At 65.1% G+C, this 14,571-nt stretch carries 11 protein-coding genes, 7 tRNA genes and 1 pseudogene; 3 read left to right on the forward strand and 16 right to left on the reverse strand.

Features of this window, described 5'->3' with window-relative positions:
* Window positions 1–13: 13 nt before the first annotated feature.
* From BM365_RS03980 to BM365_RS04035, 12 genes and pseudogenes are all read right to left on the reverse strand, one after another.
* Window positions 14–90 (reverse strand) — tRNA-Asp (locus tag BM365_RS03980).
* Between the two features lie 84 nt (window positions 91–174).
* Window positions 175–249, reverse strand: a tRNA-Val gene (locus BM365_RS03985).
* A gap of 37 nt (window positions 250–286) precedes the next feature.
* Window positions 287–592: an HU family DNA-binding protein gene (locus BM365_RS03990; protein ID WP_255412341.1), complete on the reverse strand. Its 306-nt coding sequence runs from the start codon at window positions 590–592 to the stop codon at window positions 287–289.
* 278 nt (window positions 593–870) lie between these two features.
* Window positions 871–3,234 (reverse strand): annotated as a pseudogene (lon, locus tag BM365_RS03995) (endopeptidase La); the annotation flags it as partial.
* 184 nt (window positions 3,235–3,418) lie between these two features.
* Window positions 3,419–4,702: an ATP-dependent Clp protease ATP-binding subunit ClpX gene (gene clpX / locus BM365_RS04000; protein WP_093486800.1), complete on the reverse strand. Its 1,284-nt coding sequence runs from the start codon at window positions 4,700–4,702 to the stop codon at window positions 3,419–3,421.
* A 127-nt stretch (window positions 4,703–4,829) separates the two neighbouring features.
* A complete protein-coding gene (clpP, locus tag BM365_RS04005; RefSeq protein ID WP_093297022.1) occupies window positions 4,830–5,456 on the reverse strand; it encodes an ATP-dependent Clp endopeptidase proteolytic subunit ClpP in 627 nt (208 codons plus the stop codon).
* 76 nt (window positions 5,457–5,532) lie between these two features.
* A complete protein-coding gene (gene tig / locus BM365_RS04010; RefSeq protein WP_093489467.1) occupies window positions 5,533–6,825 on the reverse strand; it encodes a trigger factor in 1,293 nt (430 codons plus the stop codon).
* Window positions 6,826–7,000: 175 nt separating this feature from the next.
* Window positions 7,001–7,086: transfer RNA gene (locus tag BM365_RS04015), tRNA-Leu, on the reverse strand.
* A gap of 117 nt (window positions 7,087–7,203) precedes the next feature.
* Window positions 7,204–7,279 (reverse strand) — tRNA-Lys (locus tag BM365_RS04020).
* 76 nt (window positions 7,280–7,355) lie between these two features.
* Window positions 7,356–7,432 (reverse strand) — tRNA-His (locus BM365_RS04025).
* A 38-nt stretch (window positions 7,433–7,470) separates the two neighbouring features.
* A tRNA-Arg gene (locus tag BM365_RS04030) sits at window positions 7,471–7,547 on the reverse strand.
* A 54-nt stretch (window positions 7,548–7,601) separates the two neighbouring features.
* A tRNA-Pro gene (locus BM365_RS04035) sits at window positions 7,602–7,678 on the reverse strand.
* Window positions 7,679–7,829: 151 nt separating this feature from the next.
* On the opposite strand from BM365_RS04035, the gene BM365_RS04040 reads away from it, so the two are divergent.
* Window positions 7,830–8,603: a Bax inhibitor-1/YccA family protein gene (locus BM365_RS04040; protein ID WP_093489469.1), complete on the forward strand. Its 774-nt coding sequence runs from the start codon at window positions 7,830–7,832 to the stop codon at window positions 8,601–8,603.
* A 48-nt stretch (window positions 8,604–8,651) separates the two neighbouring features.
* Here BM365_RS04040 and BM365_RS04045 read toward each other — a convergent pair whose 3' ends face one another.
* The 4 genes from BM365_RS04045 to grxC all read right to left on the reverse strand — a co-directional run bounded on the left by BM365_RS04045 (window position 8,652) and on the right by grxC (window position 11,941).
* Window positions 8,652–9,968: a Na+/H+ antiporter NhaC family protein gene (locus BM365_RS04045; protein ID WP_093486802.1), complete on the reverse strand. Its 1,317-nt coding sequence runs from the start codon at window positions 9,966–9,968 to the stop codon at window positions 8,652–8,654.
* A 132-nt stretch (window positions 9,969–10,100) separates the two neighbouring features.
* Window positions 10,101–11,108, reverse strand: a complete 1,008-nt coding sequence (locus tag BM365_RS04050) for an isocitrate dehydrogenase (RefSeq protein WP_093486804.1) — start codon at window positions 11,106–11,108, stop codon at window positions 10,101–10,103.
* A gap of 150 nt (window positions 11,109–11,258) precedes the next feature.
* The gene (locus BM365_RS04055; RefSeq protein WP_093486806.1) at window positions 11,259–11,654 is read right to left on the reverse strand and encodes a carboxymuconolactone decarboxylase family protein; all 396 of its coding nucleotides are present in this window, start codon (window positions 11,652–11,654) and stop codon (window positions 11,259–11,261) included.
* On the reverse strand, window positions 11,651–11,941 hold the full coding sequence (gene grxC, locus BM365_RS04060; protein WP_175502034.1) for a glutaredoxin 3: 291 nt from the start codon (window positions 11,939–11,941) through the stop codon (window positions 11,651–11,653). The genes BM365_RS04055 and grxC overlap by 4 nt, the downstream gene beginning before the upstream one ends.
* Window positions 11,942–12,128: 187 nt before the next feature.
* Here grxC and BM365_RS04065 point away from each other — a divergent pair, with 187 nt between their 5' ends.
* Together BM365_RS04065 and phoB are read left to right on the forward strand one after the other, a co-directional pair.
* Window positions 12,129–13,769, forward strand: coding sequence for a M48 family metalloprotease (locus BM365_RS04065; protein ID WP_093486810.1), 1,641 nt, complete (start codon window positions 12,129–12,131; stop codon window positions 13,767–13,769).
* Window positions 13,770–13,866: 97 nt separating this feature from the next.
* Window positions 13,867–14,556 (forward strand): phosphate regulon transcriptional regulator PhoB, encoded by a 690-nt coding sequence (phoB, locus tag BM365_RS04070; protein WP_056881464.1) that lies wholly within the window; start codon window positions 13,867–13,869, stop codon window positions 14,554–14,556.
* The last annotated feature ends 15 nt before the right edge of the window (window positions 14,557–14,571 follow it).

A 14,571-nucleotide genomic window follows, 5' to 3' on the forward strand; every position in this document is an offset into this window, starting at 1 on the left:
TTTTGGGGTCTAGTGGCGGAGTGGACGGGACTCGAACCCGCGACCTCCGGCGTGACAGGCCAGCATTCTAACCGACTGAACTACCACTCCGCATCAAGACGAACATTGTAAGGTGGTTTGCGTACTTTCCGCTAGACCATCCGACAAAATTTTTTACTTCGCATCGCCCCGAGGTGGTGGGTGCTGAGGGTTTCGAACCCCCGACCCTCTCCGTGTAAGGGAGACGCTCTACCGCTGAGCTAAGCACCCAGGTGCATCAAGCACCCTGCCATCGGCAGCGAGTCGATTAGTTTACGGCATCCTTCAGGGCTTTGCCAGCCTTGAACGCGGGGTTCTTGGACGCCTTGATCTTGATGGTGTCGCCCGTCTTCGGGTTGCGGCCCGTGCGGGCAGCGCGCTTGCGGACCTGGAAGGTGCCGAAGCCGACCAGCGTCACGCTGTCGCCCTTCTTCAGGGCCTTCGTGATGCTGGAGATGACGGCGTCGACGGCACGGCCGGCTTCGGCCTTGGAGACTTCTGCTTCGTCGGCGACGGCATCGATCAATTCGGTTTTGTTCATTGAGTAACTCCCTTTGCGGAACAGCCGCGGAATGAGTAACCGGAACCCGGAGCTGCGCGCACCCTCGGGAACCGGTCGTTGTTTCCACACGTTTCGAGGCTTCGCCTGATGCGCGCGGGTGACGTCGTTATACCAGTGCGAAAAATGCCACGCAAGCCGAAAACCCAGCAATGACGCGGGTTTCGGGGGTTTTCAGCCGCCGTTCGTCACCGCGCTCAGTGTTTGACGCCGGGTTGCTGCGACGCTTTGTCGCCATCCTTATCCGTGCCGGGTACGCCACGCTCGGTGCCGCCCCCACCGTCCGCCGGGACGGGCGCCAACGGACGCTCCAACGCGAGATCGAGCACTTCGTCGATCCACTTCACCGGCACGATCTTCAGGCCTTCGGTGACATTGGCGGGGATGTCCGCCAGATCCTTCTTATTCTCGTCCGGAATGATCACTGTGGTGATGCCGCCACGCAGCGCGGCCAGCAGCTTCTCCTTCAGGCCGCCGATCGCCGTGACGCGACCACGCAGCGTAATCTCGCCGGTCATGGCCACGTTGGCGCGTACGGGATTCTTCGTCAGCGCCGAGACCAGCGCTGTCGCCATCGCGATGCCGGCGCTGGGGCCGTCTTTCGGCGTGGCGCCATCGGGCACGTGCAGGTGGACGTCGTGCTTCTGCAGGAACTCTGCATCCACGCCCAGGCTGGCAGCGCGGCTGCGGACCACCGACAACGCGGCGGAGCCGGACTCCTTCATCACGTCGCCTAGCTGGCCCGTCAGCAACATGCCGCCCTTGCCAGGCACCAGCGCGACTTCGATCTGCAGCAGATCGCCACCCACTTCGGTCCACGCCAGGCCCGTGACCAGGCCGATCTCGTTCTGCTCTTCGGCACGACCGAAGTCGTATCGGCGGACACCCGAGTATTTCTCGAGATTCTTCGTGCTGACCTGGATGGCGGTCGGCTTCGCCTTCTTCTTCGCCAGCGCTTTGGGACCGGCCAAGGCGATCTCCTTCACCACCTTGCGGCAGATCTTGGCGACTTCACGCTCAAGGTTGCGGACGCCGGACTCACGCGTGTAGTAACGCACCAGATCGCGAATCGCGCTCTCGGCGATCTTCAGCTCCTCCGGCTTCAGGCCGTTGGCCTTCAGCTGCTTCGGCACCAGGTAGCGCTGCGCGATGTTGACCTTCTCCTCCTCGGTATAGCCGGGGATGCGGATCACTTCCATGCGGTCCAGCAACGGGCCCGGGATGTTCAGTGAGTTCGAGGTCGCGACGAACATCACCTCGGAGAGGTCGAGATCGACTTCGAGGTAATGGTCGTTGAAGGCGTTGTTCTGTTCCGGATCCAGCACCTCAAGCAGCGCCGACGACGGATCGCCGCGGAAGTCCATCGACATCTTGTCGATCTCATCCAGCACGAACAGCGGGTTCTTGCTGCCGGTCTTATTGAGGTTCTGCACGATGCGGCCGGGCATCGAGCCCACGTAGGTGCGGCGATGACCGCGGATCTCGGCTTCGTCGCGCACGCCGCCCAGCGACATGCGGACGAACTTGCGGTTGGTCGCCTTGGCGATGCTCTGGCCCAGCGAGGTCTTGCCCACGCCCGGAGGGCCGACCAGGCACAGGATCGGGCCGCGCAGCTTCTTCACGCGCGATTGCACCGCGAGGTACTCGAGGATGCGCTCTTTGACTTTCTCCAACCCGTAGTGGTCGGCATCCAGCGTGTCCTGCGCGACCTTCAGGTCCTTGCGCACTTTGGTGCGCTTGTTCCATGGCACGCCGAGCAGCCAGTCCAGGTAGTTGCGGACGACGGCGGCTTCCGCCGACATCGGCGACATCTGCTTGAGCTTGTTGAGCTCGTTGCGCGCCTTGGTCTCGACGGGCTTGGGCATGCCGGCTTCAGCGATCTTGCGTGCCAGCTCTTCCTGCTCGTTCGGCGCCTCGTCGAGCTCACCCAGTTCCTTCTGGATGGCTTTCATTTGCTCGTTGAGGTAGTACTCGCGCTGGCTCTTCTCCATCTGCGACTTCACGCGACCGCGGATGCGCTTCTCCAATTGCTGTACGTCGATCTCGCCGTCGACGAAGCCTACGAGCAGCTCCAGCCGTTCGCCCACTTCGATGGTTTCCAGCAAACGCTGCTTGTCGCTCAGGCGAACGCCCAGGTGTGCGGCGATCGTGTCCGCCAGGCGACTGGGCTCGTCGATACCGGCGAGCGTCTGGAGCAGTTCTGGCGGAAGCTTGCGGTTGGTCTTGACGTACTGCTCGAACAGGCTCATCAACGAACGCGCGACCGCTTCGATTTCGCGCGGCTCGCGGCCATCGGTGGAGTCGACCTCTTCGCCTTGCCCGTAAAGCGAGCCATCGCGCTCGACCACGTTGGTCACGTTGATGCGCGCCGTGCCTTCGACCAGCACCTTGATGGTGCCGTCGGGAAGCTTCAGCAACTGCAGCACCTGCGCCAACGTGCCGACCGTGTACAGGTCGGCGGCGGCCGGATCGTCCGTCTCGGCCGACTTCTGCGCGAGCAGGATGATGCGCTTGTCGGCTTCCATCGCCTGTTCCAGCGCGCGCATCGACTTGTCGCGACCAACGAACAGGGGAATGACCATGTGCGGAAACACCACCACGTCACGCAGTGGCAGGACCGGTAGGTCGAGGATTTCAGTTTCAGGGCGGCGGGGCATGGGGGGCTCCAGCAAAAGTGCGAATCCGGGGTGTCGAAACACCAATGGGCCCGTTATGGGGCCATCCGAACGTGGATGCAATAGCGGTCGGGAAACACCAGCAAAACCAGCAACTTGCGAGCCAGCCAGAAAGTGAACAGGCGCCCAGTGGGCGCCTGTTTTTCGATGCATTTTCCGTGCCGGATTACTCCGCCGCCGCGACCTTCGGCGGAGGCGGACTCTGGTAGATCAGATACGGCTCGGACTTGTGCTCGATGACGGACTCGTCGACGACGACCTTGCTGACGTTCTCCATCGAAGGCAGGTCGTACATCGTGTCCAGCAGCACCGACTCCACGATCGTGCGCAGGCCACGGGCACCGGTCTTGCGCTTGAGCGCCTTGCGCGCGATGGCCGACAGGGCATCCGGGCGGAACTCGATCTCCACGCCTTCCATCTCGAACAGTTTCTTGAACTGCTTGGTGATGGCGTTCTTGGGCTCGGTCAGGATCTTGACCAGTGCGGGCTCGTCCAGCTCCTCCAGGGTCGCGACCACCGGCAGGCGACCGACGAATTCGGGGATCAGGCCGAACTTGATCAGGTCCTCGGGCTCGACGTCGGTCAGCAGCTTGCCGGTCTCGGTCTTGCGCTCGGAACTCTTCACCTTGGCGCCGAAGCCGATGCCGCTGGCTTCCGTGCTGCGCTGTTGGATGATCTTGTCCAGGCCGGCGAACGCGCCGCCACAAATGAACAGGATGTTCTTGGTATCGACCTGCAGGAATTCCTGCTGCGGGTGCTTGCGACCGCCCTGCGGCGGCACGCTGGCGACGGTGCCTTCGATCAGCTTCAGCAGCGCCTGTTGCACGCCTTCGCCCGACACGTCGCGGGTGATCGACGGGTTCTCGCTCTTGCGCGAGATCTTGTCGATTTCATCGATGTAGACGATGCCCTGCTGTGCCTTCTCGACGTCGTAGTCGCACTTCTGCAGCAGCTTCTGGATGATGTTCTCGACATCCTCGCCCACGTAACCGGCTTCGGTCAGCGTGGTGGCGTCGGCGATGGTGAACGGCACATTGAGCAGGCGCGCCAGGGTCTCGGCCAGCAGCGTCTTGCCCGAACCGGTCGGGCCGGCCAGCAGGATGTTCGACTTCGCCAGTTCGACGTCGTCGTTCTTCTGTCGGCTCTCGATGCGCTTGTAATGGTTGTACACCGCCACGGCCAGCGTGCGCTTGGCGCGGTTCTGGCCGATTACGTACTGGTCCAGGACCTCGAGGATCTCGCGCGGCTTGGGCAGGTGGCTGCGCGCGGACTGGGCCTTCTCTTCCAGCTCCTCGCGGATGATGTCGTTGCACAGCTCCACGCACTCATCGCAGATGAACACGCTGGGACCCGCAATCAGCTTGCGGACCTCATGCTGGCTCTTCCCGCAGAACGAGCAGTACAGGATTTTGGTGCTGTCGCCGGAACGGCCCTGACGATCTTCGCTCATGCTGGTATTACTCGGTCGCTCAACCTGCCCCAGGGGGCTTTCGGTCGGAGAATAGCACACGGTCCCGGCTTGTCAGCCGGGCCCGTGAACAGGGGTTTTGCGCGTGAAACCAGGGCAATCCGGGCCGTCAGCCCGCCTGGATCGAATCGTCCGGACGGCGCTCGAGCACCTGGTCGACCAACCCATAAGCCTGGGCGTCCGCCGCACTCTTGAAGTTGTCGCGCTCGGTGTCGCGTTCGATGGTCTCCAGCGCCTGGCCGGTGTGCTTGGCGAGGATCTCGTTCAGGCGGGCACGCAAGGTCAGAATTTCGCGGGCATGGATGTCGATATCCGTCGCCTGGCCCTGGAAGCCGCCCAGCGGCTGGTGGATCATCACGCGCGAGTTCGGCAGGGCATAACGCTTGCCCTTCGCGCCCGCTGCCAGCAGCAGTGCGCCCATGCTGGCCGCCTGGCCCACGCAGATCGTGCTCACGTCGGGCTTGATGTACTGCATGGTGTCGTAGATGGCCATGCCGGCCGTCACCACGCCACCGGGCGAGTTGATGTACAGGCTGATGTCCTTTTCGGGGTTCTCCGCCTCAAGGAACAGCATCTGCGCCACGATGACGTTGGCCACGTGGTCGTCCACGCCGCCGACCAGGAAGATCACGCGCTCCTTCAGCAGGCGCGAGTAGATGTCGTAGGCGCGCTCGCCCCGGCTGGTCTGTTCGACCACCATCGGCACCAGGTTGAGGGCTTTGGTTTCGATACTCATCTGTTCTCGCGCCTGTCGTTCATGGAAGGGGTCCGGCCTAGGATAGCCGGACCGCCTGCCCGGACGGGAGCCGGGCTCAGTTGCGGATGGCTTCCTGGAAGGAAAGCGTCTGCTCGGTGTGCTGGGCGCGCTCGGCGATCCAGTCGATCACCTGCTCTTCCATCACACGACCCTGCAGACTGTTCATCAGTTGGGGGTCGTTCCGGTACAACTCAATGACCTGCTCCGGCTCTTCGTAGGTCGAAGCGATCAGGCGCAAAGTTTCGTTAAGGCGCTTGGGATCCAGGCGCAACTGGTTGCGGCGGGCAACCTCGCCCACCAGCAGCCCCACCAGGACGCGCTTGCGGGCGGCATCGGCGAAGCCCTCATGCGCGTTGTCCGGGATCTGGACCTGCTGGCCCTGCCGGCGTGCCTGCTCGGCGGCCTGCTGGACCATCACCCGGGCCTCATTTTCGACCAGGCGCGGCGGCATCTCGACGTGCGAATAGGCGGCGATCAGCTGCTCGCCCACTTCGCGACGCAGTCGGGTCGCCAAGGCGCCCTTCAGCTCGCGCTCCAGGTTGCTGCGGATGTCGGCCTTGAACTGGTCGGCATCGCCGCCCTTCACGCCGAAGCTGCGGATGAAGTCGCGATCCACGTCGGGCACGATCGATTCGGCGACTTCGGTCACCTTCACATGCACGGCGACCTGCTTGCCCGCCAACTGCGGGACGCGCCAATCGGCCGGGAACGTCACCGACACGGTCTTCTCGTCACCCTGGGCCAGCCCGATCAGTGCTTGTTCGATCTCGCCGAACATCACGCCCGACCCGATCAGGGTGGCGCCCTTCTCGATGCCTTCTGCCGGCATGCGCTCATCGCCGGCCTGCGACCAGGTCTCCAGGCCTACGCGATCGCCTTCCTGCGCGGGGCGCTCCACGGCCTGGAACGTCCGTCGCTGCATGCGCAGATTCGACACCATCTGCTCGATGTCGGCGTCCGTCACGTCGGCGGTGTGGCGGATGACGTTCAACTTGGTCACGTCAACGTCACCGAAATCCGGCACAACTTCGAACGTCGCCACGAAATCCAGTTCGCCCGCGCCCTGCTTCTCGATACGCGGATTGCCGGCGAGCTGGAGGTCCTGCTCACGCACGGCATTGTTGAAGGTCTCGCGCAGCAGGCCGTCCAGCGCTTCGGCACGCACTTGATCGCCATAACGCTGCTCGATGACCTTGGCCGGGACCTTGCCCGGACGGAAGCCCTTGATGCGGGCGGTGCGCGACAACTCGCGCAGGCGACCACCGATATGGGTGTCCAGACGTTCAGCCGGCAGGCTGAAGCTCATGCGGCGTTCGAGATTGCCGATCGATTCGACCGAAACTTGCATACTCACTGACTCCTGCGGCCACGGCACTGCCGGGGCGATGTTGATAATCCGGGACGCCTGGGACGCGAGCACAAGGCCCGGCCGGCGGAACTTGTTAGTTTCGCCGATTCCGGGGCTGGCTGCCAGCGGGGCCGCATAAGGGGAGCTGGGGCGCCATCCGGGATGCGGTGGGCCGTGGTGCGAAAGGAGGGACTCGAACCCTCACGGGGGTTACCCGCTGGAACCTAAATCCAGTGCGTCTACCAATTCCGCCACTTTCGCAGTGTCTGACGATTGTACCGCGCCTCGACCGCTCCTCGGCGCCTGACCGGCGAACGCGCCGGGGTGAACCACCCGCACAAAGAAAAACGCCCGGCGTGAGCCGGGCGTTTTCGGGTTTGGTGGGCCGTCAAGGATTCGAACCTTGGACCTATTGATTAAGAGTCAACTGCTCTACCAACTGAGCTAACGGCCCCGAAAAACTGGCTGCGTAGTGTAACCGCATCTTCTTTTTGTGTGAACCCCCGCGAGTGCGGGAATTCGTGGATCAGTGGGGTGGCTGAGGGGACTCGAACCCCCGACATCTGGAATCACAATCCAGTACTCTAACCAGCTGAGCTACAGCCACCACTGAAGCTTTTTCTCCTGTCGCCGCACACCGGTAAGTGGCGCGCCCGACAGGACTCGAACCTGTAACCGCCGGCTTAGAAGGCCGGTGCTCTATCCGGTTGAGCTACGGGCGCCCGGTCCGGATTCTCGCCCTACCCTGTCGGTTACGCCAAGGCAGTACATCAGGCTGGTCGGGGTAGAGGGATTCGAACCCCCGACCCTCTGCTCCCAAAGCAGATGCGCTACCAGACTGCGCTATACCCCGACGAGGGTCCCGGCGTGGCGTCTGGACGCCAACGAGGCCGCGTATTGTCGGAACACCGGGCCCGGCTGTCAAACGAAACATGACGGAGCACCGCTTGGGATATGCTCGTCGGCTGGGGACAGAAGTCCGATGACCACATGAGGGAACCATGATACGCAGCGGCAATCCGGCACTGAAGGAATCCACCTTCCTCGACCTCGGCACGGGCAGCGTGGTGTCGCGCGAGGGCGGCACGATGACGCTCAATGGCACCGTCAACAAAACCGGCATCCTGCTGTTGCTGTCGGTGCTGACGGCCGCCTTCGCCTGGACGCAGTCGGTCGTCACCGGCCCCGATGGTGTCGCCACTGTGGCGCCGGGGATCATGATTTACGCTCTGGGCGGCGCCATTGGCGGCTTCATCCTCGCCCTGGTCACCGTGTTCAAGAAGGAGTGGTCGGCCGTCACCGCGCCGATGTACGCGCTGGTGGAGGGCTTCTTCCTCGGTGCGATTTCGGCGGTGTTCGAGCTGAAGTATCCGGGCATCGTGTTCCAGGCCGTGCTGCTGACGTTCGGCACGCTGGGCGCCCTGCTGGTGGCCTATCGCAGCGGCCTGATCCGCGCCACCGAGAATTTCAAGCTCGGCGTGGTCGCAGCGACCGGTGGCATCGCCCTGGTCTACCTGGTGTCGATGGGTCTGCGCCTGTTCGGCAAGGAAATGCCGCTGATCCATGAGTCGGGCATCGTCGGCATCGGCTTCAGCCTGTTCGTGGTCGTGATCGCTGCGCTGAACCTGGTGCTCGATTTCGACTTCATCGAGTCCGGCGTCGAAGCCGGCGCGCCGAAGTACATGGAGTGGTACGGCGCGTTCGGCCTGATGGTCACGCTGGTGTGGCTGTACATCGAGTTCCTGCGCCTGCTGGCTAAGCTGCAGTCGCGCGACTGATATCCACCGTCGTCCCGAAACGAAAAGGGCGCCCTAGGGCGCCCTTTCTTATGCGGTGGCGACCCTGCCCCGCCGCGAGGGCCAGACCATGAAGAGCACGGTCACGCCGGCGAGCAACCAGCAGTAATGCACCTTTCCCATCAGCGCCAGCGGCGACAGGCTGGCCAGGGACGCCGCCAGCAGGATTTGCGCACCGTACGGCAGCAGGCTCTGCACGATGCAGACGAAGATATCGAGCACGCTAGCCGCGCGCGCAGGCGGAACGTCATGGCGTTCGGCGATGTCGCGGGCCACACCGCCGCTGATCAGGATGGCAACCGTATTGTTGGCCGTGAACACGTCCGTCAGCGAAGCCAGCGCGGCAATGCACCACTCGCCGGTACGGCGACCGGTGTTTCCGCGGGCGATGCGCGTGATCTGCCGGGCTAGCCAGTCCAAGCCGCCACTCGCTTTCATGAGTGCGCCAAGGCCGCCGATGAACAAAGCCAGCAAGGTGATCTCCACCACGCCCTCGAAACCGGCATAGATATCGTCGGCGAAGTTGGGCAACGCGTAGTCGGCCGGCCCGAACCACAGCCCGAACAGCCCCGCCACCACCAATCCGATCGTCAATACGACCAGCACGTCCAGGCCGGTGATCGCCAGGATCAGTACCAGGACGTAAGGCAGCACCAACCAGGGAGACGAGGGTTCGGCAGCTTCCACGGGGGAGGCATCCCCGACGACTGCGAGCACCACCAACGTCAGCAGCGCGGCTGGCAGGGCGATCTTCACGTTCTCGCGGAATTTCTCCCGCACGGTGCACCCCTGCGTGCGCGCCGCGGCGATGGCGGTGTCCGAGATCACCGACAGGTTGTCGCCGAACGTCGCACCGCCCAGCACGGCGCCCACCACCAGCGCGCGATCGATGCCTGCAGCATCGGACACGCCCAACGCGATCGGGGTGACCGCCGCGATGGTGCCCATCGAGGTGCCGACCGCGAGCGAGAGGAAGCCCGCGACGAGGAACAAACCCGGCAGGATCAACGCCGGCGGCAGCGCACCCACGCCCAGTGCGACCACCGCATCCACCGCACCGATCTGCTTGGTGACCATCGCGAAGGCGCCGGCCAGCAGGAAGATCAGGCACATCAGGATGATGTTGCTGTCGCCGATGCCCTGCAGCAGCGTATCCATCGCCTTGATGCCGGCGCGATGCGCGATCCACAGGCCCAGCGCGATCGCGGGAAGGATCGCCACCGGCGCGTGCAGGCGATAGAAGCCCATCGCGTCGCCCTGCTCGGTGTAATAGAGCCCCGCACCGAAGAACAGGGCGAGAAACAGCAGCAACGGGGTCAGCGCGAGCGCGCTGGGACGGACGGACATGGCAAGGCCTTCTGCGTGGGGTCGCGGATTGTGCGTGCCACCAGCCTAGCGTCCAACCCCATGGATGGGACAGGGGCCAACAAAAACGGGACGCTGAGCGTCCCGTTCGTGCTTGCCGCGATGTGGCCGTGCTTACACGCGGCTGGCGATCGCCTTGGCGAACGTCATCGTGGTGCCCTCGCCGCCCAGGTCCGGGGTCAACGAATCCTTGGCTTCCAGCGTGGCGATGATGGCCGCGCGCAGGCGCTCGGCCTTCTCCGGCTGGCCCAGGTGGTCCAGCATCTGGGCTGCGCCCAGCAGCAGCGCGCACGGATTGGCGACGCCCTTGCCGGCGATGTCCGGGGCCGAGCCGTGCACGGCTTCGAAGATCGCCGCATCGACGCCGATGTTGGCGCCCGGGGCCAGGCCCAGGCCGCCGACGAGGCCGGCGCACAGGTCGGAGATGATGTCGCCGAACAGGTTGGTGGTGACGATGATGTCGAACTGCTCTGGACGCATCACCAGCTGCATGCAGGTGTTGTCCACGATCATCTCGTTGGTCTGGATGTCCGGGTACTGCGCGGCGACTTCGCGCGCGACCTTCAGGAACAGGCCCGAGGTCGTCTTCAGGATGTTCGCCTTGTGGACGATCGTGACCTTCTTGCGGCCGGTCTTGCGGGCCAGGTCGTAGGCGTAGCGCACGATGCGGTCGGAGCCCTTGCGGGTGATCTTCTGCGTCAGCAGCGCGGTCTCTCCGTCTTCCGAGATGGACTGGCCTTCGCCGATGTACGCGCCTTCGGTGTTCTCGCGCACGGTGATCAGGTCCACGCCCGACGGGAAGCGCGACTTGGTGTTCGGGAACGACTTCGCCGGACGCACGTTGGCGTACAGGTCGAAGTGGCGGCGCAGGGCCACGTTGATCGAGCTGAAGCCCTCGCCCACCGGCGTTGTCAGCGGGCTCTTCAGGGCCACGCCGTTCTTGCGGATCGAATCCAGGGTGGCCTGCGGCAGCAGGTCGCCGTGCTTCTCCAGCGCGACCATGCCGGCATCGGCCTCTTCGTAGGTCAGGCCGACCTTGAGGGCGTCGAGCACGTACAGGGTGGCGTCCATGATCTCCGGGCCAATGCCGTCGCCGCGGATGACCGTAATCGTCTGGGTCATTGAGTGGGGTTTCCGAACAGGGGCGCGCGCGGGCCGGGGCCGGAACGGGCGCAAAGGGGAAGGTCTGTGCCCGCCATTATGCCCGAGGCCCCCTCGGGGCCCCAAATCGACGATGGTCGGAGGCCCTGTGCGCGGGCTTGCAGGATCGGCTCAGCCGTGGTCGTGCGCGGCCGGGGCAGCGGTGTCGCCGCCTTCCAGTTGGTCGAGGAAATCCACTGCCCGGCGCAGGTGAGGAATGACGATGGAGCCCCCCACCACGAGCCCGACGGAGAACGTCTCGAAGAATTCCTCGCGGGTCACGCCCGCTTCCTTGCACTGCGCGACGTGATAGCTGATGCAGTCGTCGCATCGCAGGACCATCGAGGCGACCAGGCCCAAGAGCTCCTTGGTCTTCACGTCCAGCGCGCCTTCCTGGTAGGTCTGCGTGTCGAGTGCGAAGAACCGGCGGACGACCTGGTTGGGTTCGTCCAGGATGCGCTTGTTCATGCGCTGGCGGAATTCGGTGAACGCCTTCACGCGGTCCTGGCTGTCGTCGGCAGCGCTCATGCGGCCTCCCCCGCCAGCAGCGCGTCGAGCTTGCCCGCACGGTGCAGCGCGATCATGTCGTCATAGCCGCCCACGTGGACATCGCCGACGAAAATCTGCGGCACGCTGGTGCGCTTGGCCTTGGCGATCATCTTCTCGCGCTCGGCCGGGTCCAGGTCGATGCGGACCTCGGTCCAGGTCTGGCCCTTGCTCTTCAGGAAGTTCTTCGCGGCCACGCAGTACGGACAGATGGCCGTGCTGTAGAGGGTGATTTCCGGCGCGGTGGCGCCTTGCGGGGTGTCGCTCAAGGGAGATCTCCGGAACGAAAAGGACTTACTGCGGTCCCAACCAATATCGGGGCGACCGGGTCGTGTTACAGCCGGGGACGTGGAACAGTGCGGACCGGTACTGGCCCGGTTAACCACGTATTCACTCGCCCGGATCGATGACCGGTCATTCTGATGACGGCGCCATTATCCGCCACGGAGCTTCGATTTGCGCCCACTGCTGCTCGCCACTGCCCTGACCCTCGTCCTCGCAGCGCCGCTGGCGGCATCGCAGGACAGCCGGCTACCCGACATCGGTTCTTCCGCCGGCGAGTTGCTCACCCCGGCGCGCCAGGCGCAATACGGCGGCATGATGCTGCGCGAGCTGCGCAACTATGGCTACCTGCTGGAGGACCCGCTGGTCACGGACTGGCTGCAGACCGTCGGCAGCCGGCTCGGCGCCGACAGCGACAACCCCCAGCAGGCGTATACGTTCTTCATGATGCGCGACCGCCAGATCAATGCGTTCGCCACCCTGGGCGGCTACATCGGCATGAACGCCGGCCTGGTGTTGACGGCCGACCGCGAGGACGAAGTGGCCGCCGTGCTCTCCCATGAAATCGCCCACGTCACCCAGCAACACGTGCTGCGCGGGGTGGAACGGGCGCAGCGCGACCAGATCCCGATCCTGCTGGGCATGCTGGGCGCCATCGTGCTGGCACAGGCGGCCGGTGGCAGCTCCAGCGGCGATGCCTCACAGGCGGCCATCGCATCGGCGATGGGCCTGATGCAGCAGCGGCAGATCGACTACACCCGTTCCAACGAATCCGAGGCCGACCGCGTGGGCATCCGCACGCTGTCGCGTGCCGGCTACGACATCGATGCGATGGCAGGCTTCTTCTCCAAACTGCAGCAGGCCACCCGCGTCGCGCGAGGCAGCGGTCGCGAGGCGGTCCCCGACTACCTGCAGACCCACCCGGTCACCACGACCCGCATCAGCGAAGCCCGCCAGCGCGCGGATCAGTTGCGCGGCGAGCAGGTCACGACCGTCACCGCCGTTCCGGGTGGCGAACGTGTGGAACGGTTCGACCGACGCGGCATCACGCTGCCCGAGACACGCAGCGCGAATCCTCTGCTGCCGGTTCCGGTCACCTTGCCCTCGCTCGCTTTTAGCCAAGGCGGGACCGGCGATTTCGACTGGGCACGCGAGCGCCTCCGCGCACTCAGTGCAGACACCCCGTCGGCCGCCGTGCGCGAGTACGAAACCCTGCGCCGCCAGACCGGCAAGCCGCTGGGCGGCCCGCAGCGCTATGGCCTGGCCGTCGCCCACCTGCAGGGCGGTGACGTCCGCACGGCCCTGGCCGAACTGCGCAAGCTCGAGGACGATCATCCGGACAGCCTGTGGGTGTCCTTGACCCTGGGCGAGGCCGAGTCCCGGACCGGCGATACCGCCGCCGCGAACCGGCGTTTCGATGCCCTGGTCCAGCGCCTGCCGCAGAGCCGCCCGGTGGCCTTGACCTACGCCAAGGTACTGAATGAACAGGGCGGCGCCGCCGCCGGGCGCCGGGCGCAGGCCGTGCTGCGCCCCCTCATGGCGCGGGCCGGCGACGACCCGGTCTTCCAGCAGCAGTTCGCCCGGGCCAACGAACTGGCGGGCGACATGGCCCGGGCCGGCGAGGCCTATGCGGAGGCCGCCTACCTCAACGGACGCCCCGAGCAGGCCCTGATCCAGCTTCAGAATCTCAAGAAGCAGAGCGATCTGGATTACTACGCCCGCGCCCGGGTCGACGCCCGCATCGCCGCGATCACCCCCGAGGTGCTGGAACTGCGCCGGCAGGGTATCCGCGACCCGGACGTCGAACGCCGCTGAACCGCGCCGGCGACGTTATGACAGCCCGCTGGCACGTCATGTAATCGTCATAAAATTGTCGTCTACTGGCGCAGACCCCCACGCCACCGGACGCCGCGTGCAGAAGCACATCCTGATCGTCGACGACGAACCCGCCATCCGCGACATGGTGGCTTTCGCCCTGCGCAAGGGCGAATACGAGCCCATCCACGCCGGTGACGCCCGCGAGGCCCAGAACGCCATCGCCGACCGCGTCCCCGACCTGATCCTGCTGGACTGGATGCTGCCCGGCACCAGCGGCCTGGAGCTGGCCCGCCGCTGGCGCAAGGACGCCATGACCCGGGACGTGCCGATCATCATGCTCACCGCCCGCGGCGAGGAAAACGACCGTGTCGGTGGCCTCGAAGCTGGCGTGGACGATTACGTGGTCAAGCCCTTCTCGGCCCGTGAACTGCTCGCCCGCATCCGCGCCGTCATGCGCCGCTCGCGCGACGACGACGAGGACGGCAGCGTGTCGGTGGGCAACCTGCGCATCGACGGTGCCGCCCATCGCGTGTTCGCCGGCGACACGCCGGTGCCGATCGGCCCCACCGAGTACCGGCTGCTGCATTTCTTCATGACCCATCCCGAGCGCGTGTACTCCCGCACTCAGCTGCTGGACCACGTCTGGGGCGGCAGCGTATACGTGGAAGAGCGCACCGTGGACGTGCACATCCGACGCCTACGCAAGACGCTCGAACCGCATGGCCTGGAGAACATGGTGCAGACGGTCCGCGGCTCCGGCTACCGGTTCTCCGCGGCGATGTAAGCCGCAGGCCCCGGC

The sequence above is a fragment of the Pseudoxanthomonas sp. YR558 genome, from assembly GCF_900116385.1.
Taxonomy (GTDB): domain Bacteria; phylum Pseudomonadota; class Gammaproteobacteria; order Xanthomonadales; family Xanthomonadaceae; genus Pseudoxanthomonas_A.

Bases quoted from the DNA above. Each gene is read 5' to 3' on its own strand.
- BM365_RS04055 (WP_093486806.1), bottom strand. From the start codon at position 11,654: ATGAGCGCTGCCGACGACAGCCAGGACCGCGTGAAGGCGTTCACCGAA.
- clpX (WP_093486800.1), bottom strand. From the start codon at position 4,702: ATGAGCGAAGATCGTCAGGGCCGTTCCGGCGACAGCACCAAAATCCTG.
- clpP (WP_093297022.1), bottom strand. From the start codon at position 5,456: ATGAGTATCGAAACCAAAGCCCTCAACCTGGTGCCGATGGTGGTCGAA.
- BM365_RS04045 (WP_093486802.1), bottom strand. From the start codon at position 9,968: ATGTCCGTCCGTCCCAGCGCGCTCGCGCTGACCCCGTTGCTGCTGTTT.
- tig (WP_093489467.1), bottom strand. From the start codon at position 6,825: ATGCAAGTTTCGGTCGAATCGATCGGCAATCTCGAACGCCGCATGAGC.
- BM365_RS04050 (WP_093486804.1), bottom strand. From the start codon at position 11,108: ATGACCCAGACGATTACGGTCATCCGCGGCGACGGCATTGGCCCGGAG.